General features: G+C 39.5%; 16 protein-coding genes. 2 read left to right on the forward strand and 14 right to left on the reverse strand.

The annotated features are described in order from the left end of the window. Positions 1 to 26 precede the first annotated feature (26 nt). Both FC33_RS02805 and tyrS read right to left on the reverse strand, forming a co-directional pair. Positions 27 to 1,820 carry a hypothetical protein gene (locus FC33_RS02805; RefSeq protein ID WP_057827106.1) on the reverse strand — a complete coding sequence of 598 codons (1,794 nt, stop codon included), beginning with the start codon at positions 1,818 to 1,820 and terminating at the stop codon, positions 27 to 29. A gap of 312 nt (positions 1,821 to 2,132) precedes the next feature. Continuing rightward, on the reverse strand, positions 2,133 to 3,386 hold the full coding sequence (gene tyrS, locus FC33_RS02810) for a tyrosine--tRNA ligase (RefSeq protein WP_057827107.1): 1,254 nt from the start codon (positions 3,384 to 3,386) through the stop codon (positions 2,133 to 2,135). A gap of 347 nt (positions 3,387 to 3,733) precedes the next feature. On the opposite strand from tyrS, the gene FC33_RS02815 reads away from it, so the two are divergent. Then, on the forward strand, positions 3,734 to 4,084 hold the full coding sequence (locus FC33_RS02815; RefSeq protein WP_057827108.1) for a YlbF family regulator: 351 nt from the start codon (positions 3,734 to 3,736) through the stop codon (positions 4,082 to 4,084). 102 nt (positions 4,085 to 4,186) lie between these two features. Continuing rightward, complete coding sequence (locus tag FC33_RS02820; RefSeq protein ID WP_057827109.1) at positions 4,187 to 5,197, forward strand: glycosyltransferase; 1,011 nt, start codon at positions 4,187 to 4,189, stop codon at positions 5,195 to 5,197. Positions 5,198 to 5,378: 181 nt separating this feature from the next. On the opposite strand, the gene FC33_RS02825 is transcribed toward FC33_RS02820, so the two are convergent. The 12 genes from FC33_RS02825 to FC33_RS02880 form a co-directional block, all read right to left on the reverse strand. Further along, positions 5,379 to 6,989, reverse strand: coding sequence for a 6-pyruvoyl-tetrahydropterin synthase-related protein (locus FC33_RS02825; RefSeq protein WP_057827110.1), 1,611 nt, complete (start codon positions 6,987 to 6,989; stop codon positions 5,379 to 5,381). Positions 6,990 to 7,152: 163 nt separating this feature from the next. Next, entirely contained in the window at positions 7,153 to 9,180 is a 2,028-nt protein-coding gene (locus FC33_RS02830) for a glycosyltransferase family 39 protein (protein WP_057827111.1), read from the reverse strand. Next, on the reverse strand, positions 9,180 to 10,484 hold the full coding sequence (locus FC33_RS02835; protein WP_057827112.1) for a Na+/H+ antiporter NhaC family protein: 1,305 nt from the start codon (positions 10,482 to 10,484) through the stop codon (positions 9,180 to 9,182). Before FC33_RS02835 ends, FC33_RS02830 begins: the two co-directional genes overlap by 1 nt. 307 nt (positions 10,485 to 10,791) lie before the next feature. Then, positions 10,792 to 11,703 (reverse strand): hypothetical protein, encoded by a 912-nt coding sequence (locus FC33_RS02840; RefSeq protein ID WP_057827113.1) that lies wholly within the window; start codon positions 11,701 to 11,703, stop codon positions 10,792 to 10,794. After that, the gene (locus FC33_RS02845) at positions 11,696 to 13,927 is read right to left on the reverse strand and encodes a cellulose biosynthesis cyclic di-GMP-binding regulatory protein BcsB (RefSeq protein ID WP_057827114.1); all 2,232 of its coding nucleotides are present in this window, start codon (positions 13,925 to 13,927) and stop codon (positions 11,696 to 11,698) included. Before FC33_RS02845 ends, FC33_RS02840 begins: the two co-directional genes overlap by 8 nt. 14 nt (positions 13,928 to 13,941) lie before the next feature. Beyond that, on the reverse strand, positions 13,942 to 15,207 hold the full coding sequence (locus FC33_RS02850) for a glycosyltransferase family 2 protein (RefSeq protein ID WP_057827115.1): 1,266 nt from the start codon (positions 15,205 to 15,207) through the stop codon (positions 13,942 to 13,944). Beyond that, positions 15,204 to 16,844, reverse strand: a complete 1,641-nt coding sequence (locus FC33_RS02855; protein WP_057827116.1) for a hypothetical protein — start codon at positions 16,842 to 16,844, stop codon at positions 15,204 to 15,206. The genes FC33_RS02850 and FC33_RS02855 overlap by 4 nt, the downstream gene beginning before the upstream one ends. Further along, the gene (gene wsfD / locus FC33_RS02860) at positions 16,834 to 18,354 is read right to left on the reverse strand and encodes a glycan biosynthesis hexose transferase WsfD (protein WP_162257613.1); all 1,521 of its coding nucleotides are present in this window, start codon (positions 18,352 to 18,354) and stop codon (positions 16,834 to 16,836) included. Before wsfD ends, FC33_RS02855 begins: the two co-directional genes overlap by 11 nt. A gap of 29 nt (positions 18,355 to 18,383) precedes the next feature. Then, on the reverse strand, positions 18,384 to 19,580 hold the full coding sequence (locus FC33_RS02865) for a hypothetical protein (protein ID WP_235803881.1): 1,197 nt from the start codon (positions 19,578 to 19,580) through the stop codon (positions 18,384 to 18,386). Positions 19,581 to 19,823: 243 nt separating this feature from the next. Next, positions 19,824 to 21,206, reverse strand: coding sequence for a ClC family H(+)/Cl(-) exchange transporter (locus FC33_RS02870; RefSeq protein WP_057827118.1), 1,383 nt, complete (start codon positions 21,204 to 21,206; stop codon positions 19,824 to 19,826). Between the two features lie 196 nt (positions 21,207 to 21,402). Continuing rightward, a complete protein-coding gene (locus FC33_RS02875) occupies positions 21,403 to 22,500 on the reverse strand; it encodes a DUF871 domain-containing protein (protein WP_057827119.1) in 1,098 nt (365 codons plus the stop codon). 66 nt (positions 22,501 to 22,566) lie between these two features. Then, positions 22,567 to 22,896, reverse strand: a complete 330-nt coding sequence (locus tag FC33_RS02880) for a PTS lactose/cellobiose transporter subunit IIA (RefSeq protein WP_057827120.1) — start codon at positions 22,894 to 22,896, stop codon at positions 22,567 to 22,569. Positions 22,897 to 22,898 lie beyond the last annotated feature (2 nt).

Here is a 22,898-nt window from a genome sequence, read left to right on the forward strand (position 1 = left end):
AACAATTATTCTTTGATAATTTAAATTCAATGTTTAGCGCGATGATCTATTTTCCGACGAAAAATCACCCGGATAAGCATCAGCACCCAGGAAATCAACGCAATTCCTAAACCAATAAAGTAGGCCTTCGAAGGTTGATAGCCAACTTCGACTTTGTAACTTCCAGGCGCAAGATTCAACTCGACCGTTCCGCGTGAACTTAGATGTGGCGTAACCTTTTGGCCATTAACTTTGACAGTCGTATGAACATAACAAATTACTGGTAAATCAACTCTACTCTGATGTTTTAAATCGATTCCATAAGTCAACCGATTTGGATCAGCAACCGGATCAACGACTAACGACTTTCCGTTGAGATATGCTTTTCTCAACAGCAAATCATTTAACGGCTTATCCCGGGTTAAAGCCTGTTGTGGTTGTGAAACCGTGTAATCAAAGAAATGACCATGTTTTAAAACCGTCGTTGGATAATAATCCGCGGTCCCGGTTGATCCCCAATATGCAAACTGATCCTGATAGTTTGCATTCGTAACAACTTTGTTCATCAATACTTGATGCTGCCCAGGGTTTAATTTATTCAGCATTAACGGCTTATTGATCTGCCGGTTTTGCAATTTAGTTGTCATTGGAAGAATTGAACCGAAGTAACTCATTGTTCCAGCAACCGCAAGAATTGCCATCATCAACACCGGGACTTTCGCCCGTGCAAAGACAAAATGCGTATCCAAGATTTTTACAATTCCCTGCGAACCAACGACGGCAGCAAAAAGAATCGAATATGACAGGTAACGAACAGGCAATTGTAAAATCGTTAATGGTGTATGGTTAAAACTCTCCCATGGGAAAACCGATGAAGCCAAAATCAATAAGGCAACCGCCGCAATATACATCGGCATTTCAAGGCTCTTGTGGTCAACCCATTTCCATCCCGTTAAAATTACTAGCAACAAAACTAATCCGATGCTTCCACTTGTTGCCACGTTTCCAATCGAATCAGTTGTAATTGTTCCGAGTTGTTGAACGATTCGAACACCAGAATACGTTCCGGTAATTCCCTTTCCAAAGAAGTCAGTGATCAACGGAATAATAATTGGCAAAGCAAGAATTAATGCAACGATTCCCGCCTTGACCAATGCGAGCCACCGTTCAAGTTCCATCCCCTTTTCCTTAATGATCCGGTAAATCAAAAACGCTGCCATGATTTCGCCAGTTAAAAGAACACTCAAAATATGACAATAAAAAATCAATCCGATTCCGCATGCCAAAAGATACCATTGACGGGCATCCCCAACTAAAATCTTGTATATTCCTAAAAAGGCAAGCGGTAAAAATGCATATGCAACAAATTCCCCTAAAACCCAGTTTACCGGGCTTAAGTACAAATGATACGGTGCGACCGTATATAACACTGCAAAGATAAAACTTCGAAGCGGTCGATGAGCATAGCTTTGCATACAAAAATAACTAACCGTCAAGGTCATAAAGAAGATGATTCCAACCCAAAGGTAATACGCGGTCACTGGTGAATAAATAAACCGTAAAAGCGCCCAAATATACATGAAGGCATCCGGATAAAACAGGAATGAACCAACACCTGTCTTCCCAAACGTCGACGTTGCAATGTACGTAAATGGCACTCCCGCCTTTAAATTCCGGTAAATCTGCTCAACCCTTGAAGAGTGGAACCACCAGTCAATATCGATTGCAATTTTTCCAGTATGAATCAAGGGTAAGACCATTCCGATCGCCATAATGACGAAAATGACGACCGCAATTAGGTTATTGATTCGGTTTGAATTATTTTTCTTTGCTTCGTCCATTTTAAATTTCCTACCTAAATAATATTCTGACTTATCGCTTAGAAGTATATCATAAAGAAAATCAGGCAGACACCGCAGATTGTTTTAACTCATATTTTTAACATTAAAAACTTTGTCAATCGGCGGTGATGATATTTTAAATGTAAAACAAAAAAGGCTGTGACAATCACAGTCTCTTTTCCATACCCGCATAATCGGGTTCCAAAACAAACGAGCTACTTGGAAGTTCGAAAGCCTCCGAATCTACGCTGGCGCGATTCGTTCGCTTTTCTGCTTCCACCACGCTCGTTTTTACTGTTTTGTCACACCTTCTTACTTAACCTTTGCCAAGAAGTATTTCTTCTTTCCGCGCCGGATAACAACGTATTTACCGTCAAAAGCAGCGGTTGGGTCAAGTTCATATTCAAGGTCTTGGATCCGTTCACCGTTGACTCGGATCGCCCCGTTCTTAACATCTTCCCGGGCTTGCCGCCGTGATGGTTCAATGCCATTATCAACCAACCAAATTACAAGGTTTTGTTTTTCACGTGAAACTTCAACGGATGGCATTTTACCAAAGACTTGTTCAACTTGTTCAGCCGTTAATTCTTTAATGTCGCCGCTGAATAAAATTTCAGAGATCTTTTCAGCTTCATGCATTGCTTCTTCACCGTGGACAAAGGTTGTAACTTCTCGAGCCAATGCACGTTGTGCTTCCCGTTTTTCAGGTTGGGTCTGCACCTTTTCAGCCAACGCATTGATTTCATCATGGCTTAAGAAAGTGAAGTACTTCAAGTATTTCACAACATCACGGTCATCTTGGTTCAACCAGAATTGGTAGAATTCATATGGTGATGTCTTCTTTGGATCAAGCCATACCGCTCCGCCGGCAGTCTTTCCAAATTTAGTTCCGTCAGCCTTCAACATCAATGGAATCGTCAGACCGAAGACTTTGGCATCCTGACCTTCCTTTTTATGGATCAAATCAATTCCGGCAGTGATGTTGCCCCATTGATCAGAACCGCCAATTTGTAATTGCACATCATGATCACGATACAATGTCAAAAAGTCGATTGATTGCAGGATTTGGTATGTAAATTCAGTAAATGAAATTCCGTTTTCCAACCGGCTAGCAACAACGTCTTTCCGAATCATGGTATTAACGTTAAATTCTTTCCCATAATCGCGGAGGAAATCTAACAAGTTAAATTGTGAAAGCCAATCAAAGTTATTCACAAATGTTACGTGACCGCTGCCGCCAAAAAGCCGAGTAACCTGCTCTGTTAATGCTTGAACGTTGTGTTCAACTTGTTCCTTGGTTTGGAGTTGCCGCTCAGTCTTACGTCCACTGGGATCTCCAATCGAACCGGTTCCGCCCCCGACTAAAATGTATGGGTGATGCCCAGCCATTTCAAACCGTTTCAACATAATAAACGGAATCAAGTGCCCAATATGCAAACTATCACCGGTTGGATCTGTTCCGCAGTATAATGAAATTTTCTTTTCGTTTAATAATTCGCGTAAACCTTCTTCATCAGTTTCCTGATTGATTGCGCCGCGCCATTTTAAATCTTCTAAAATGTCCATGTTTGACCTCCATTACCTCGCATCCAAATAAAAAGTCCCCGGAAATTAATCCAGGGACGAACTCAGTCGTGGTACCACCCAACTTTACACAAACGTGCCTCTTACTGGAAAACGCCAGTCCGGTGCATCACTAAATGAAAGTGTAATTCGATTCTCACCATGGATTAGCTTCCAGCAACCGCTAACTTTCTGAACCAGTGGGTGATGCTCTACTGAATTTCCGATGCTGATATTCTGTTTTTATTAAAGCATGATTTCATTTAACGGTCAACATCGGCAATCGCGATTCTATCAACTATTTTCACATTATGATAGAATTAGATATAAGCTCAAAGGAGGAATTATCCATGACTGTAAATATTTATGATTCAGTAAACCAAGTTGCAAGTGACTTACCACAAACCCAACAATTTATGGCTGTTCAAAACGCATTTGCAGCTTTAAAACAAGACCAAGTTGCATTCAGCATGTACAAAGAATTCAGCGAATTACAAGAAGTTTTACGCAACGCTCAATTAAACGGTCAACAACCAAAAGAAGAAGACGTTAAAAAACTTCAAGAATTGGCTAAAAAGATGAACGACATGGATGCCGTTAAGAACTTGATGGCAGCTGAACAATCATTAAACCAATTGTTGAATGACATTAATTCAATTATCATTAAGCCAATCAATGATGTTTATGATTTGAACGACTAATTAAATTTTTCAAAGGGGACAGCGGTTCTGGCCGTTGTTCCTTTTTTTGTTGAAGTATAGTAAGATTACTGAAGATATTAAAAAGAACGAGGTTTCTTAGTTATGGAAAAAATAATCGCAACGATCAGCGAAAGTGCCGTTAACGGGACAAACGCTGGATCTAAAGCGAAAGACGATATTATTCAAATTTCCCAAAAAGCCGGGTTCAAACCAATGATCATTACCAACCCGCCTTCACATTTAAGCAAACTTGCATTTTTAATTAAATCTTATTGCGGCGGATTGAAAAAGCAATACCAAACTAATGCTGATTTGATTGTTTTCCAGTATGCCGGTTACTTTAATTTCACAACCGATATTTCGTTGAAAGAATTGCGCAAATATAACCCGAACGCTAAACTTGTTTTACTAATTCATGACGTTGCAGCATTACGTTATCAACAAGATAAGGACTGGCAACGTGAATCAAAAATTTTCAATTCTGTTGACGGCCTGATCGTTCACAACAGCAAAATGAAGCACTGGCTTGAAGATCATGGAATCACAACGCCAATGGTCACTCTTCAAATTTTTGATTACTTGACTGACTTGCCAATCAACGATAATGACTTTAACCGGAAAGTTGTTTTTGCCGGTAACCTGGAAAAATCAACGTTTTTAACGAAATTGAATGTTAACACCCAAATTGATTTGTTTGGCCCGAAACCGGCTGAACATTACCCGCAAAATATCACTTACCAAGGAATTAAAAAGCCTGACGAACTGGCGAAATTTCTTACTCAAAGTTTTGGACTCGTTTGGGATGGCGACAGTATTCACGAATGTGACGGGTTAATGGGAAACTACGAAAAGTACAATGACCCGCATAAAGTTTCGTTATACTTAAGTTCTGGTCTTCCGGTAATCCTATGGAAACAGGCTGCTTTAGCTGATTTCATTACTAAAAATAATCTTGGAATCGCAATTGATGATCTAGCTAACTTGGATAATGAAATCGCTCAAATCACACCTGAACAATACGATGAAATGAAAAAGAATGTTCACCGCGTTGCAGAAGAATTAAGAGCAGGAAAGCATACGTTGGAAGCGTTAAAAAATATATATAAAGCATAAAAAATGAGGTTGTGACTTAAGTCGCAACCTCTTTGTTATATCCGCATAATCGGGTTCCAAAACAAACGAGCTACTTGGAAGTTCGAAAACCTCCGAATCTATGCTGCGCGATTCGTTCGCTTTTCTGCTTCCACCACGCTCGTTTTTAACGTTTTGTCACACCTTCTTTTATATTTACTTCTTAATAGTTCTTAGTTCTAAAATAACTTCGAGTCATTAAAACCATTAAGCCAAGAAGCGAAATAATAGAAATAATCTGCCCCGTTCTTGCAAATTTTGTATACTGACTCGTTATTTCGATTTTTCCATTTTGAGGAACATTTAAAATTTCAATTGTTCCTCTTGATGATTCTTTGACTGGAAGTTCTTTACCATTAATCATCGCCTTTTCACCTTTGTAATATAAGATTGGCGTGTTAATTACCGATCCTTTATATGAATGTAAATTAATTATGGATTTCGTAGAAGTTTCGGTATGAGCCAATTTCACTTTTTCATTTTTCTCATTAAAAAATTGGTGTTCGTTTATACTGTGATTGTTTACAGCTCTTTGAGGAATATAGTCGGCGGTATCGTAGGACAAAATACTAGTGATATTTTGGCTTGATGCCTGATCACTCGTTTTAACTGTATTCTCAATACTATTCGCACTAAAATAGAAAAACATGATCGAACAAACAATTAATCCAATCGATTTGAAAAAGCTCTTCGAACTTATCGTAGCAGAAACCCCATACATCAATAAAAAGATCGAGGCCGTTTCCAAAAATCTCCATGGGAACTGTAATAAAGCAAAATGCTTTTGAAATAAATTCCAAGGGAATAGCTTTGTCGACAAAATTACGCTAATAATGCCTAACAAATAAATTGTCTTTTCAAATTTTGTGTTTTTGGCTTTAACGATTCCAATCACCAAGAAGATCAAGCAGATAATTCCCAAAGATGGAACGGTATATAAACTATCGCCCCAGGAATTATTCAAAGAATTGTTAACCAAGTTTGTTACACTTAAAGCCAGTTTAGGCAAGTTTCCAGTAGCAGGCGGATTTATTCCGAATTTCATTTGTTGCAAATATGGAAACAGGAATCCCAAACTTAATAAGCAAGTTGCACCAATACTCTTAGATAATTCAACAATCGCAAATTTCCAATTTTTTTCGTAATTCCAAGTCAAAACAAGCATTAAACAGCACATGATAACTGTAATTATCGCTGATAACAGATGCGAATAAATTATCAGGGCCATTCCTAATGATAATGGCATCCAAGCTTTCTTTTCCCCCATTATCAGTTGATATAAAGCACTAAAAACAACGACCATAAATGTCATTGCAATAAACTCTCCAATATCAGCTCTTCGATACAAATCCAATCCACGATAAAATAAAAAGAGATACAAAATTGAAAAGGTTAAAGATTTCAAATTGTCTTTATATATCGGTTTCATTGAATAGTACACGATGACTCCCGTTACTGTGTTAAACAGTATCAGAAATAACATGTACCCCATTGCCATCGAATGCGTCAATTTCATTAGCCAAATAATCGGCAAAATCGTTAACCATGGATAAAAATAATTTACTCCGAGACCCAATTGGTGAAACACTGCATAGTTTATTGGGTGAGTAAGAACATTTTCTGTTCCAATTATTCGATTAAGATGAAAAGCTAAATCTGAATTATAAAGTGTTAAGCACCGCCGGCCACCGCCAACAATTATAAAAACTATTGAAAAGGCCACCATGATCGACAGTATTTTAATAAAGCTAACGATCTTTCCTTTTCTTTCCATATTGACTATCTTCTCCTTAAAAATATATCTATCCTTACCATAGTAATAAAGCTGTTTTATTAAATGCACATCAAAAGCAACTTGACAGATATAATTTATCTTATTCTTGCACGGTAACAAAAAAATAATTGTAATTCACCCTAAAATGAATTACAACTGATTTTTATTCATTTGATTTAATTTCTAAATAGTTTGACCACAATAATATCATCATTAGAATTAACCATCCATAAAGATCTACACTTGAAATTGGAACAACCTTTTTATTTTGGAAGAAATTATAACACAAATAATTTTCCTTACTTCCAGATATTGGATTTCCTAAAACATCCAATGGCGAACTTTTTAGAACTCCAATTTTAATTGGTTTTGTTCCATTATTTTTTATGGTTATATTATAAGTCCCTGCAGGAAAATAATGTTTTACTACCCCATTTTTTATCTTTATATCTGATGAATTTTTTCGTTGAATAGCCATCTCTAACTTCTTATCATTAGGAACATTAAGATTAACCCGATTAAACCAAGTATTCACAGTATTGGATTCCGTTATCTTTTCTCCCGGCTTCAGCTCAATTGAATCTGTTGGGAAATTGTGACCATAAACAATCTCTGTACTTTGAGTATTATTTGTCAATGGGAAAGAATTAATTGTCCCTAACACTAATCCGATTAATATTACTCCAGTACTTGGAAGCAAAACATGTTGTTTCACCGAAACTTTTTCCATTGAAATCTTTTCTAATCCTAAGCATGCCATAATGATTAATGGCAATAATGCAATGAAACCGTATCTTTGTTGAACTTCCCACATACAAATATGAAAACAGAAAATTCCGATAATAAAAAGGCTTAATATAAGTAAAAATTTACCATCTTCATTTAAGTTTCTAGCCAAAAAAACAGTTTCAATAATAAATCCAATCAGAAAAATCAACCAAATAATCTGATCAATAAAGAACAAGAAATCTCTTTTGTTGCCATATAAATATTCATAAATTGGAAAATAACTACTCCGAGTCGAATAGCTTTTTGTTTCTACTCCATTTGTTCCCATAGAATATTGTTCATTAGCTTTTTTGGAATATAAACCGAGAAGACCGCGAAATCCCATTTCATGTATTTCTTTTTTTATTAAGTAAACATCATGGCGATTTTTCTCTTCCTTCGTCGCAAAGCGCGCGGTATCACTATTCGGATCTGGAATCGACGGTGAATTAGGTTTCCATGTCCCATTTGTCCCTGGGTTTAATCCTAAAGCTATCCAATATGTATATGGAAAATTCATTGATTTTATCATTTGAAAGTTATCTGCTTTTTTTAAAGTTTGCTGCGTTGCTGAGGTAATCCCAAAAACACTCAAAAATATTCCTAACGTAATAATTGCTTTTTTCGGTTTAAGCGCCAACAAGATTGTTAATATCGCTGCAATTAATAAAATAATTGCATTTTCTTTAGTAAAGGAAGCCCACGCAATAAAGAAAGCTGATAAAACAAGCCACAAATACTTTATTTTTTCTTTTCCCTTCAAATAAAAAATAAACAATGTGATTCCTAAGATACAAAACATTGCTGAAGGAACATCTGCATACATAATAAATGCCATTAGGACAAGTGGGCTAAAACAATTTACCAATACAAAATAGATGTCTGCAGCTTTAAAATGCTTTAATTTCTTTAAAGTTATCCACCCACAAATAATTGCAATGTCAATGCAGACCAAATTGAAAATATTAATGGCAACACCTGTAGAAAATCCTAATAACTTAATAAATCGAACACACCAGGTTGCAAAAATAACCACTCCAATATTATTGGGAGCGTACGAAAAATAAGGCAGCCATGAATACTTATTTTGAAGAAGTTTTCCTATTTGTAATCGTACATGAATATCATCAGTTCCCAGTACCCCAATCATATGGAAAGCCAAATAACCTTGAATAACAATCTGTAAAGCAATAACTATTCCATAAATAACTTTTCGGTATTTGAATTTATTGAAAAAATTTGAAAAACGTAGAATTGAAATAAATAGAACAATTGCAGAACAAATTATTAATAAAACATCCGGTAAACTGCGATTATCCCCATAAATTTGCCCTGGATAAAAACAAGCATTATAAAAAATAATCACACCAATAACAAATGCTAGTGTATAAATTACTCTTTGAATTTGGTTCTTTATTTTCATTATTTTCTCCTATCCCGACTCAACAAAATAAATCCGATACTTGATACCAGCATTAGCAAGCAGTACCAACTATACGGCACGATCTGCATTGGCGAAATCTTCGCCAACCCCGCAGCGACCAGTAACTGCCCGCCGTATGGAATCAATCCGTTAAAGGCGCATGAAAAGGTAACCAGGTCGCTTGCGATCCGTGGGGCTGAAATTCCAAATTGATCGCCAATATCTTTGGCAAGCGGCCCCGCCGTAATGATTGAAACGGTGTTATTCGTTGTAATAATGTCCAGTAAACTTACCAGCCCGGCAATTGCAAATTCGCCACCCTTTGCGGACTTAATTTTGCGGGTCAGTGCATTGATGATCCAGTCGATTCCGCCCAGATAATCCATTAAGGCGACTAAGCCGCCAACCAAAATCGCAATCAATGCCATGTCTTCCATGCTCATCATTCCGTTGTGAATAACCGTCATTGATTTTACAAGTGAAAAATCGCCATGGAAGACGCCAATTGCAACCCCAGTCAAAATGCCCAAGGTCAATACTAAAATAACGTGCATCCCCGTAAATGAAAGAATAATAACCAAGATATACGGCAAAAGGTTCAACAAGTCATACGGGTGATTTTCGCTTAAATGAACGCCCTGGCCGACCGGTTGCATCGCTAATAAAGCCAAGTTAACAATGATTGCTGGCAAAAGCATCGCGATGTTCGTTTTAAACTTCTTCATCATACTAACATCCTGGGTCCGCGTTGCCGCAATTACCGAGGCCGAGATCATCGACAAATTATCGCCAAACATCGCACTTCCAACGACCGTTCCGCAAAACAATGCCATGTTGCCGTGAATTTTCAACGCTAAGGAAACTCCAATCGGCATTAATGCCGCCACGGTCCCCATTGATGTGCCCATTGCGAAACTGATAATACAACCGATCACAAATAACCCGGGTAATATTAACTTGACTGGTAAAATATCCAATCCCAGGTTGGTAACTGCATCAACCGCGTGCATCCCCTTCGACACGCCATAGAATCCACCAGCAAGCAAAAAGACGATCACCATTAAAATCAAGCCATCATCTCCGCCGCCGACGCAATACTTTGTCACCCGTTCCGCAAACGTTGTCCGGTCGATTTCACCCTTTCGATGCATCATCAATGCCACAGCCGATGCGATCAGAATCCCAATCATCAATGGCATACTGTTAAAATTTTGAGTTGAAACGCCTGTAATAATATACAGCACCAAGAAAGTAAGCAACGGAACAAGTCCCCAGAAACTTCCTTTGCCATGTTTCTGTTTCATGATATTACCTCTTTGCTTTTTAAATCACTTTTCCTATTATCGCCCAAAATGTTCTAAAAAAACAAGGCCTGTCAGCCAGCGCTCCAATGACGCCAACTACCAGACCTTGTGAAAAGGAAGTATATTTAGGATATTATTTTAGGATTGTAATTTCATCTTCCACCATTTCAAGAGGGATAGAAATCAGTGGAATATATTTATGAATTACTATGTCTATAATACTAATGACGACCTATGAATTATCTGTGAACGTTCTGCTACGAAATCATAACTTTTTCTTGGAGTTCAATAAGCCCAACTTTCACAATTACCGGTTATCCGCACTTCCGGCTGAAACGTCATATTGTAATTCATGAATTCCATCTTGCAAGAATGATGATGCATCCGGGTGTTCTTGCGGATCATACTGAACCCGTGAAGCTTCCAGTTGAATATCGACCTTGTTCAAAAGCGGATCATCGTTAACCCGTTGAGCCAACTCCTGCTTGACTTCATCCCGGAAACGCCGTTTGTTACTATCGATTGCTTCGGAAGACAACACTGCCCATGTCGGCGGCTGATTTCCAATACTGTAAACAAATTCATGGCCTGTTGTAATATCGTTAACTACCTCCGTTACAACTTGAATTAAATGGTGCTGTTCTTTGCGCGATAAAATTCCACTGATCGAATTCCAATATTTAATTCGATATGAGAATAAATACAACGGAAAATGATAGTCTTTTGACAAATTCGTAAAAACATGGAAATGTTCCCGGAAAATTTCCACCGTCCGCAAGTTAGTTTCTGAATCCAACGTACTTGCCTGATTCAATCGGTTTTGCAAGCGAAGATTTTCACCTTGCAGTTTTCGCAATTGAACCGTCAAGATGTAAAACGTAATGCAGATCAATGGCGGCCAAATGGTCCAAAAAAATGCCGTTCCAAAGAAATGGTGTCCAGTTACAAATTCCCGCGCACTTTCAAGAATCAGCACCAGTAAGAAAATCAAGCTCGTTGCTAGTGCCGGAACAAGCCCGATAAAATACGTAATCACAACTAGAAAAAGAGTAATTATCGTACATAACAGATTTCCGAACAGGTCATTGCGAACAAACATATCAAAACACAACATGATCACAAATTCCGTAACCATTGCCAGCATTGCCAAATCGGTTGCCATGCTGGCATTATGCTTTTCTGGAAGTTCAATATCCATTTTCTTCTGTTTCTTATTCATGATTTGCTTGCTCCTCTCTTCTAAAATTCTTCCGGATAAAGAGGTAGACGATGACCGCAATCAAAATCAAGGTTAGACTTCCAATGATCATATAGGTCATAAACGCTGGGTTAGATTTGATCCGTTTATAAATTGATGGTCCATGTTGGTTATTGACCTTTTTCTTGAAGCGGTACATGAACTGCTGACCATTTTGATCGATCACCGCGGCATCGCCCTTTAAGGTTCCCGCATGCGCCTGGGTATCAATTTGGGTCGAAGCCAACTCAACATCTTTCGGCGTTGCTCCTGAAACGACTAACGCTGCTTTATCCTTATTTTCAGGATTAAACAGCAATTGAACGACCCCAATTTGCTTTCCGTAATCCGATTCAATGCTCATTTTTTCGTTTGAAACAAAACGGTTAAAGTGTTTATTAAACTTGAAGAATAACTTTGAGTTCCATTTTCGGATCAACGATGTATCTTTCGGCGTTCCCAAAACAATTACGTTATGGTTTGCCAGTTCGCTATCGGCCATTTCACCTGAATGGAATGTAATATTCCCCACGTTTGTTTCTGCATAACATCCAATCAAATTAAAAATGTTTGATAGTGCTTGATAGTAATCTTGGTTCATTTTACGCGGTAATTGAACGGCAATGTTATTGAACGTGGAATCCTTAATGAAACATGACGGGTAATTATTAAACAGCAAATCCGTCTTATCAGTTGAGTTAATGTAGGCATTTGAATCATTCTCAATGTATGCCCACGGCGTTTGACCATTAACGTGGTCATCTTTCATATTCAAATCAAATGCGACCCGAACGGTGCATGCGCTACTTAAATTCGTGTTATTTGGAATGTTGACTTTCAAATGATCCCCGTTGGCCTTCGCTGCCGTCAACCGTTTGCTTCCAATTGGTTTGCCGTTCACATACACCGTTATCAATGACGTTTTAAAATCAATGTTATCGGCATACTTAAAGTTCAAATTGATGTAACTGCCCTTCGAATTATTTTGGTGGTGCGGCAAGTTAATGAAAAAGACCTGTTCCTGATGACCGCTTCCCGTTAATTTCGTTCCATCCGTTGCAAGCGGATAATCGCCATTATTTTGCATTTGCGAACTGAACACTTCCGTATCAGTATCGATCATCTTCGAATCGGCAGTCGTTTGCTTCATCAACTCTTCATTTGAAATGTATTTTCCGGCTTGGATCAAACTTGAAGCATTTTTAGCCGTCACAACCAGCACTTTCTTATCTTTGCCATTGACGAATTTCAACACCGCCTTCCCGTTTTGTAAATCGCCTGCGTTGACTGCTTTGCGGTATTCCTGCGGCAATTGGTCATATTTAGCGATCACGATTTGGTACGGTTGATCATTCATTGATGAATCTGCCAAACTGCTGATATTGACCTTTGCATCATTCGTTGTTAAAACCCGGCTGATTCCCGTTAAGGCATAGGTTGCAGCTGCAAGTTCATCATTTGATGCTTTAGCCGGAACCAAAATAACACTTTGGTGATTTGAAACCGTATCGTTACCGGTAAAATGGTTATAAAACGCACTAATTTGATTATCTGGCTGCTTGACGTCATACGAAAAATTAACGTTGCTGCCGTTATAGATCGTTAACCAGTTAGCCGGCGTTGATTCCGGATCACCGCTTTGGTTTTGATCAATGATTTGCCCCTGAATCGTTAACACATTTGAACTTTGAAGTAAATTTAACGGCAAGTCAATGCTGATCGTTTGCTGACCATCATTATTGCTTGGCTTAAATGAATAAAACTTAACCCCATTAAGCGATACCGTAATGTTCGATGTTTGATCATCACGTAATTGCGTTGTTGCATACGTTAAGTTAAACGTTGCTTTCTTTACATCCCAATAATCAATTTTATTAAAGTAGGTCGTTGACCGGACACTCTTCCCGCTTAACGTTGTATTGGTATTCTGAAACTGTTGGGTATATGTTTGACTTCCCTGACCATTTCCCTGATTGAAAGAATGCTGATCGCTTGCCTGTGAACTTGAATTTGACGAAGCGGCGTTTGCGCTTTGAGCCGGCTGATTATTGATTTTATTTTGAGGCTGGGCATCTTTGACCTGCGCCGGTTCGATCTGCTGATTAACTAAGCCCTGCTGATTTGATGCCGGTGCAGCCGCCGCGATTGCCGGAGTCATTAAGATTAAACCTGATGCAACGACTGCTGCGCGAATTATTTTTTTCATTATGATTGGCCTCCTTATTTATATCGTTTGGTTTTATACCATTTCGTTGCCGATTCGAGGTGAAAGACGTTTTCCTTGATGTATAAGTACATTCCCTGCAATGCAACGATCAGCCACATCTGCGTATAAATCACATACATCAGTAAAATCACCAAAATGTTCGACCATTTCATTTCGCCCTTCTCCGTCGTGATCGAAACAAAAACACTGACGACGTATAGGATGATTGCGAGTAACCACAACGTATTACTGAATCCCGGGACCGTCACCTTCGCGTATCCTGAAACCGACATGATAAACGTCACGTCGGACATGATCAACGCCGTTAACAGCAAAAAATACGTTGATAAGAAGTACAAAATATCGAAGCGAATCCGTTTAGCTTTCGGATCAAACAACAACTTAACGTTTTTGACGATCACGTAAATATTTCCTTTGACCCAGCGTGTCCGTTGATGGAACCATACGTCAACGGTCTGCGGTTCCTGTTCCCAGGTAACCGCTGCTGGTTGAAACTTGATCCGGTAGCCCATTTTATAGATTCGGAAACTGATTTCGGTATCTTCTGCTAGAGCCTTTTCATCCCAGCCGCCAATTTCTTCAATGATTTTCCGCCGAATTACAAAATTCGTTCCCGGGATCGTACATAACTTGAACATCTGACTGCGACCAGCCTGGGCCATCCATTGGAATGACAAGGTTTCAACGTTGATAAACCGGGTAAGCAGATTAACGTCCTTATTCCGCGTCCGAAATTTGCCAATTACCGCCCCGTATTCATCGTTTTGTTCCAATTCCGCAACTAAGTACCGCAACGCATTCGGTTCGGGGGTGTTATCCGCATCGTAAATTGCAATGACGTCCCCAATTGCCGACTTGAACCCAATGTTTAGCGCGTTTGACTTTCCTTTCCCCCCAGTAACACTGTCCGTGTTGATCACCTTAAAATTGCGAGTCGGATTTTCTTTCTGCAGATTGGCGAGCAGTTCCGCACTGTTATCATCGCTATTATCATTGATCACGATAATTTCATACCGGTCATGCGGATAATTGAAATTCAACAGCGCCTGAACGGTCTTAACGATTACGATCCCCTCATTGTGAGCCGGAACCATGATCGTCACAAACGGTGCGTGCTGATCATCAAGTTGCGGCAACGGTGTTTTGGCCCATTTTAAATAATAAATGTAGCCAAATGTTACTAAGGCAATTGACACTAACAACAACGTCCAAATAATGGTCGTCGAAAAAATTACCATTCCGTTCCAAACATTTGTCATTTCTTCTTCGCTCCTTTCGTTCGTTTTAAATTTCGATTCTTAAACATTCGCAGGTATAATTTCCGGCCAATTGCAAGCATCCCAAACAAGACGATCAAGGTGACCACGATGATCACGATCAAAACATTACTGATCTTGTCAACGATTCCCTTCGTCGTTAAGTGACCCGTTTGATCTCGGTTCTGCCGAATTCCGGCAGTCTGTTGTTTGATTTGATGAAAATCAATTTCGGAAACCGGCGTTCCGTTTAACGAAATCACGCCGTCTTTCCCCCGCAAATTCTGCGTTTGCGTTGAAATTCCGGTATTAAACTGATACAAATACTGGCTCATCGGTGCAAACGGCAACGCCTTGATTTCGCGGTTGATTTTCTCAGCCTTAGCCTTTGAATTTGGAAAATGATAATCAACCGTGACCGGCATTGGAAAGGTAAAATCGGTATACCGGCCGTTGATATTCCACTTAATGTTTTTAAGTGCACTGTGCGGAATCGCAAAGAACATCGTTTGATAGGCCTTAGCGGTTGAAGTTTGGGTATGATAATCCTGATTATTTACCTGGTTATACAAAAGTGTTGCATCCCCAAAATTCAACGCATTCAACTGATAATACTTATCAAAATTCCAATATGTCGGCGCACTGATTCCTAATGGAAAAATCTTATTTTCAATCAGGGTACTGATTTCCTGAGTCAACATGTTCATCAACGTATCATCATTGCTGCTATCGACCCCATTTAGTGCCGGAACGTTCAAGTAAACGACTGCCCGATTATTCCGGGTCATTTCCCGCAGAAACTTCAAATAGTTCTTAAATGTTTTCGTATCCGTATTCTGAGTCGTTGAAGTTGTCGTGATGATCATATTTCCTTCAAACGAATCTAAATTTTTAATAAATTCTTTCGTGGCCGTAAACGAACTTAACGGCGTAAAATCCCGCACATCAACATACGGCACGTAACTCCCGTGAACTCCGAGCCACTGGGCAATCAATTGAATCGATGACAGCAACGTTGCTCCTTGACTGCTGAAAAACGGCAAGTATGCATTTTGTCCATTAATGATTCCAAATGGATAGGTTTGGTTTGTCCCATTCGCTGCAACCAACTGGGATAATGCCTGCTCATTTCCAGTTACCTGATCCAATAATTGAATTTGGCGTTGAAAATCAACTTGCTGTTCATAGCGGTTATTCTGCCCTTTTAAAATAAATGACTGTTGGTTGATTTCTTGCCAATTTCCCGGGAAATTTTGTTTCTCATCAGCCGTCATTAGCGGACCAATGTGCAGTTTCTTCCCGTTAAATTGCTGGCGGTCACGGTCAAACGCCGGATTATCAAACTTCATTCCCGGCCAGTTGATCATCGTGATCACGGCTTGATAATGTCCCTTTGAAATCATTTCAGCATGGTAATCACTCATTGACATCATCGTGACCTGCTGCCCCATGCTCATCAACATCCGACTTAACGTTTGAACATCTTCTTGCCGGTGATTGCGTTCATTTAAACTGTCGTAAACCACCAGGACCTTGGATGGATTTTGAATCGTCGTTGCTGCCTGGACTGATGGTGAATGCCAATTGAATGAAATCAACCCAACGAGGATTACAAATAAGGTTAAAAGTTTATTCTTCATTTGCGTCACCATCCTCTCCCGCACGCGTCAGCAAAACTGTATCGCGTGTGATCCAAATATCGTGCTGCAAGGAATCTGAAATAATGATCAGTACCAGTAAATCAAGCAAAGTTGAAGACATGGTCAACTGCCGAATAATATTTGTCTGTCCTGAAATAATGATTGGTGAAATGAATGCGAGAAACATCATCAGCAACAAGCCGCAATTCATCCACAGCCTTGCTGCATAAAGTTTCGAGCCCATTTCCAAACCGCGGACACACGAAACGATGTAAACCGAAATTACTAAAATTGCAAAAATAAAATAGAAACCGAATTTTTTAGGGAGAATAAAGCCCTTCGCGATCGTTGCCCATTGGAAAAAGGTTTTATCTTCATCTCCCTGCTTGACCGCGCCTTTTTCATAAACCCCGACTTTCGTTCGCGCAACGTTTTTATTTTCCAATCCAGTCTGCAAAAGTTTCGATAACATACTTGGGTGCGTTCCGTAATACCATACCAATTTGGCATAATTAATTTCATCAATAAATCCTTTTTGAATGGTTGCCGAATCCGACCGCGCAATTGCATACGGCGCATCATACGACGTTCCCCGTAAAATTTCGTTTTGCGGACGAATATTGATCTCTGCAAGGCTCTTCCCCGGATTCTTCGTTGACGGCATCGCGCCGAGCGTCATACTTTGATAAACGTTCTGATTATGGTTGGAATTGGAATATAAACTCCCGATAAAAATGCTCATCGGAATCAAAGCAATCACCAGGATAATCGCTGATAATTTCCATTGGCGGCCGCGAATAAAGATAATTCCGCCGATTAACGAAATGCATAACGCTGAAACTAAAAAGGCGACTTGACGCGAAACGAATAGAAACAGAAACGCAATTAAGACCTGGCCGCTGTAATATTTCAAAATTTTCCGGGTCGTTGTCTGCTGGAATGCTAATAACCCGCACCCGACAAATGCAATCATCATGATAAAATCAAGCGGTTCAATGTAAAACGAATTGAAATAAACCGTATAAGTCGTATCACCAAGGAAAAACACGCCCAGTAAAACGATCAAATACGCCTTTTTACCGGTCAACCGGTGAGTCAATCCTTTGAATAACAACCGGCATGCAAGCAGAAAAAGGACCGTATAGATTGCACCTAAAAACCGGACATCAAAAATTTTTGTACTGTAAAAAATTTTATTCAGCAAAATTGCCGCTTGAATAAGAACATTCTGTAATGAAAGATATAAATGCGCATCCGGATTATAGTATTGTAAAATCGGAAACTGCGGCACAAAGTACTTATAGTAATTCGAATCACCCGTAAATTCCCGCAACCCGTTTGCATGCAGAATCAGGTTATAAGTTCCATCATCAACCAGTCCGCTCACCGGAGGAACAAATAATAAAAAGATCGTAATCAATGCCAGTAACAAAATTCCCAACCGCACCGGGGGAAGCCACCGTTCGACCGGCTCAGCCCACGCATGCAATTTTTGTCTGATTTTGGTCAACATCTTCCCACACTTTCTGAAATAAGGTTCTAATAATCATATGCAAGCAACGCCATCAAATTGTTGTACGAATAAACTTGCAGCGTATTTGGATCACCGATTCCGCCGTAAATTGGGCTTGAAGGGTCCGTTATCTGGAAGTTTTGGACGATTTGAATTGCTTGCTGGTAAAGTTTCTGGTCGCCAATCTCTTTTCCAATCATTGCTGCAATTGCATAACTTGCCGCTGATTGACTTTTATCGGCCGGCGTGCCATCAAGGTTATACGAGTTATACAAAGTTCCCGTCGTAACGGCATTTTTCACAAATTGAATACTTTGTGATTTTTCCTGACCAATTTCTGATAAGTACAAAATTGACAACAACGATTCAATAATGTTGATTTGCTTACTATCCTCGTATTTTCCGGTGTCATAGTTATACCGGGTGTGATAAAGCGGGAACGAATTTGAAATATACCCATTTTTTAAAATGTGGTACTCAAATTCAAGGTCTTTCGGCGATAATCCCGCGACCTTGTAAATGTATCCCATATCCTTAATATCCAAGTAATATAGTGAAATTTGGTGGGCCGGCTTTTTCGTCTTGACGTCATAAAAGTCGACCAGCATCCCATTTTGAATTGATTGTTTCTTGAACGTTGAAACCAAACTCTTAATTTCTTTTTGATATTTTGGATCCTTGAATCGTTGTTCAGCTTCGATCAACGCACTGATGATCCGCATATCATCAATTGAAGCGTTTACGTCCGACCGCTTGCCATCCGCATTGATGCGGTATGTAAACTGGCCATCCGCAAAGAATTTCTTTTTCGTTTCTTTGTAAAACGCATCAAATTGTTTCTGCGTTCCCGTTAACGCTAAATTTCGCAGCCACAATCCGGCTGATTCGCTCAACTGATCATGTCCGGTTGCAAGTTCAGTTTTATTTTGATCCTTATGTGCCTTATAGTTGGTTACAAAGCCGCCGTTAGCCAGCATATTTTCCTTTAAAAATGATTCGAGTTTATTTCGTGAATTTTTTTCAGAATCTGACAATGATTCCGGTGATAATTTGAAAGTGGCCGCATCCGTCGTATAAACTTTCCGAACCGGAGCACTAACTTTTGTAACATTGTGTTTAACATGAATTGTTTCTTGATTCCGGCCCTTGAAAATGTATACGCCAAATAGCCCGATGACGATTACGATCCCGGTAATCAAGAAAAATTTGATTGGTTTTTTCATAGTTATTCTCACTCACTAATTATAAATTCCCTACTGTACGAATTTTCACTTAACCCTATTCTTAAGATACCAAATTATCTATTATTTATCTAGATTGGAACCATAATTTTTACCTAAATCTAATTTCAAACAGGTTATATTAAATTCAGGTTGCTTTCCATTAAAATTTAATGAATGAGTAATAAAAAAGCCGCGGCAATTTGCCTCGACTTCTTTGATATATTTTCATAATCGAATTCTAAATCAACTTCTCAACCCCGTCAATTCCGCACTCTTCCGCGGATTGTCCAACGAACTCATCATTTCATCCTTCAATGCAGCGTAAATTGGACGGCCGCCCAGCCAATCGTTGATCACGTATGCAATCAACGTTACAACCAACAACGGCATCATGTGTTTAATGCTGCCGACCATTTCCGAAATCAAAACAACGGCCGTAAATGGCGCTTTTTCAATCGCCCCAAAGTAAGCAGCCATCGCATAAATTACGATGTTCAAGAAGTAACCCTTTGCCAATAATCCGGCATGGATCATGATACTTGCATAAAGGGCTCCGCTCGTTGCTCCCAAAACTAAAATCGGCATGAAAATTCCACCCGGCGTTGATGCCCCGTATGAAATCATCGAAAAGACAAACCGAATAAGCAACAACAGAGCCACAAAGCCGATTGCCGGTAAGTGATCACTTAAATAATTAATAAAGTGCGGACTGGTTAAATCTAAGATGAAATCGTGACTTCCACCTAAGATCTTAACGTAATACAGCCCAATCGGAATTACCAGGAGCAATGGAACAATACTATGCCATGCCTTTGGAATAATGGTCAATTTACCGTACCATTTTGGCAAACTCAAGATCACCCGTTGGTATAGGTTTCCAAATAATCCCAAAATAATTCCTAAAATAATCAATTGCCAGTAATCCTTAACGGGAACACTATAATCATAAATAAAGTGCAAACTTGGAGTTAATCCAAAGAACAAGAGGGTTACTAAATCCGAAGCAACTGCCGCCGCCAACGCAGCCAACCAAACCGTTGCTGAGGCAAATCCCAAAGTGATTTCTTCAACCAAGAAAAGGGCTCCCGCTAATGGAGCGCTGAAAGCAGCTGATAACCCAGCGGCAATTCCGCATGCCAACATAATATTCCGGTCTTGTTTGTCCCCATGGAAAACTTCTTCCGAAAACCCTTGACCAATGCAGGCTCCCATTTGAATACATGGGCCTTCCCGTCCAAGAAACAGTCCTGGACAAATTGCCAGCAATCCACCAACAAACTTCCGCCATAGTGCGGCCCACCAATGCATCTCAAGTTGACCATCCATTACCGCTTCAATTTGCGGAACCCCTGATCCTTTAACGTAAAACAACTGCGGCCGGATAATAAACCCAAGCACGATACACAAAATAATCGTCGCAATTACGTATAGGATAATCGTTTTTGGATGGGCTACCATATAGGGATAAATGAAATATAATCCCTTCATCGTCTTATCAATAATCAACCGGAAAATACTTACAACCACTCCGGTTACCAAGCCGACCAAAATTCCTTTAAAGACGTATAACAGGTTTCGGCTTGTAAACGGCTTATGCAAAATTTCCGTTACACTTAATTTGCCCATAACTAATCCATTCCTTTTCCTATAGCATCCATTTTCTATTCTAAAAGATATGACAAAATATTTGAAACATTTATCGCCAAATCGATATAACGATTTTTAATCGGTCATTACCGGTCAATAAAAAATAAGAATGCGGTTCAAAGCCACATTCTTACAGGTATTTGATTTCTTTTTTCAGATAAATGATGGTTAATTTTTAATTATGATTTTCGAATTTAAATTTGCTCCATGGTTTGATGTAATCGAGCATAAAAATTTCATTTTCAGGAATTCGGCCAACCAAATTTTTCCGTGAATCTTGATGCGGTTCCAGAACGATCTGTAATTCATTCTTATACCGGCCAAACTCATCATTGCCAACAACAATATCGCCGCGCTTAAATTCGTGTTCATTATCATGCGGCGGGTTTGGTTGGTCAGCATACTTGACCCGAACCTGCGTTGACCGAATCGTCATTGCGGTAATGTCGCCCCGGCGGAAATGAAGGTTATCTTCCAAAATCGTCCTTTCAATCGGATTGACTTCCGGAACATAATCAACATCTAAAGTGATGCAGTAACGATCAAGCGCTGCTAAACTTTCCAGTTCTTCATCCGAAGCATAGCAGTTCCCAATAATGACCGTATCGATCAGTCCCGTTGCAAATAAGTGCTTAGCTTGAACGACAATTGGCAAATGCCGGTGCATTTCAAGGGTCGGCAGCCCATCGTTTACGTTCCACGGACCGCCTTGAGTCAAAGCATCCTGACTTGTAATAAATGCCGATGTCTTGATTCCGTGTTTTTTGAACCGTTGACTGCACTTGACGAAGAAGTCATACGGCAAGCCACTGCCTTCTTGCGGATAAAAGTTATGGCACCCGTAAATGTACGGAACGTTTGCTTCATACGATAAAATGTTATCTAAGTAAGCAACGTTATTGCTCATGTTCAATTCAATGTTTAACCCATACGGATTATATGAAATCAATGATTCCTTCAAGCCGTCGAAGCCTTCATCAAGCCGGATTCCGCTGGCCCCAAGATCAGCAAAAAACTTTAAATCATCGTATGAAATTCCAAGTTGCTTAAAAATTCCCGGATTAATGTCTAAAATGACTTCAAAACCGTGATCACGTGCAAAGCTAATAATGTTTTTAAATTTAGCCGCCGTTGCTTCTTTGCCGTCTTGAACTTCAAGCATACTCATGAATAACCGCGTAAATCCTAAATCGGCTGCTTTTTTGATATATGCCTTATCCTTTTCCGGATCACTGTGATCGGGATAAACTGAAATTCCCAGTTCGCGTTTCATGTGAAAACTCATCCTTTCTTAATGAAAAAGGTGCAGTTAAGCTTTTCCCTGCACCTTTTTTTTGATTTATTTTTCTAATTTTGCAATTCGTTCATACATATCAACCATTTCACCGGCAAGATCCCGGAACGTGATAGCATTCATTAAATGATCTTGGGCATGCACCGTTAACAATGTAACTGGTTGATGATCGCCCTGGGCTTCCTTAGTTAACATTTCCGTTTGTGAATTGTGAGCTTCATTCAAAGCTTGATCTGCTGCATCCAATTTCTTGTGGGCTTCCTCAAAGTCGCCTTTTTTTGCAGCCCGGATTGCTTCAAAGGCAAATCCCTTAGCGTTTCCGCCATTCATGATCAAACCCATTGTTGCTTCTAAGTTTGGTTGTTCTTCAGCCATTA

The organism is Ligilactobacillus aviarius subsp. aviarius DSM 20655 (assembly GCF_001436315.1).
GTDB lineage: Bacteria > Bacillota > Bacilli > Lactobacillales > Lactobacillaceae > Ligilactobacillus > Ligilactobacillus aviarius.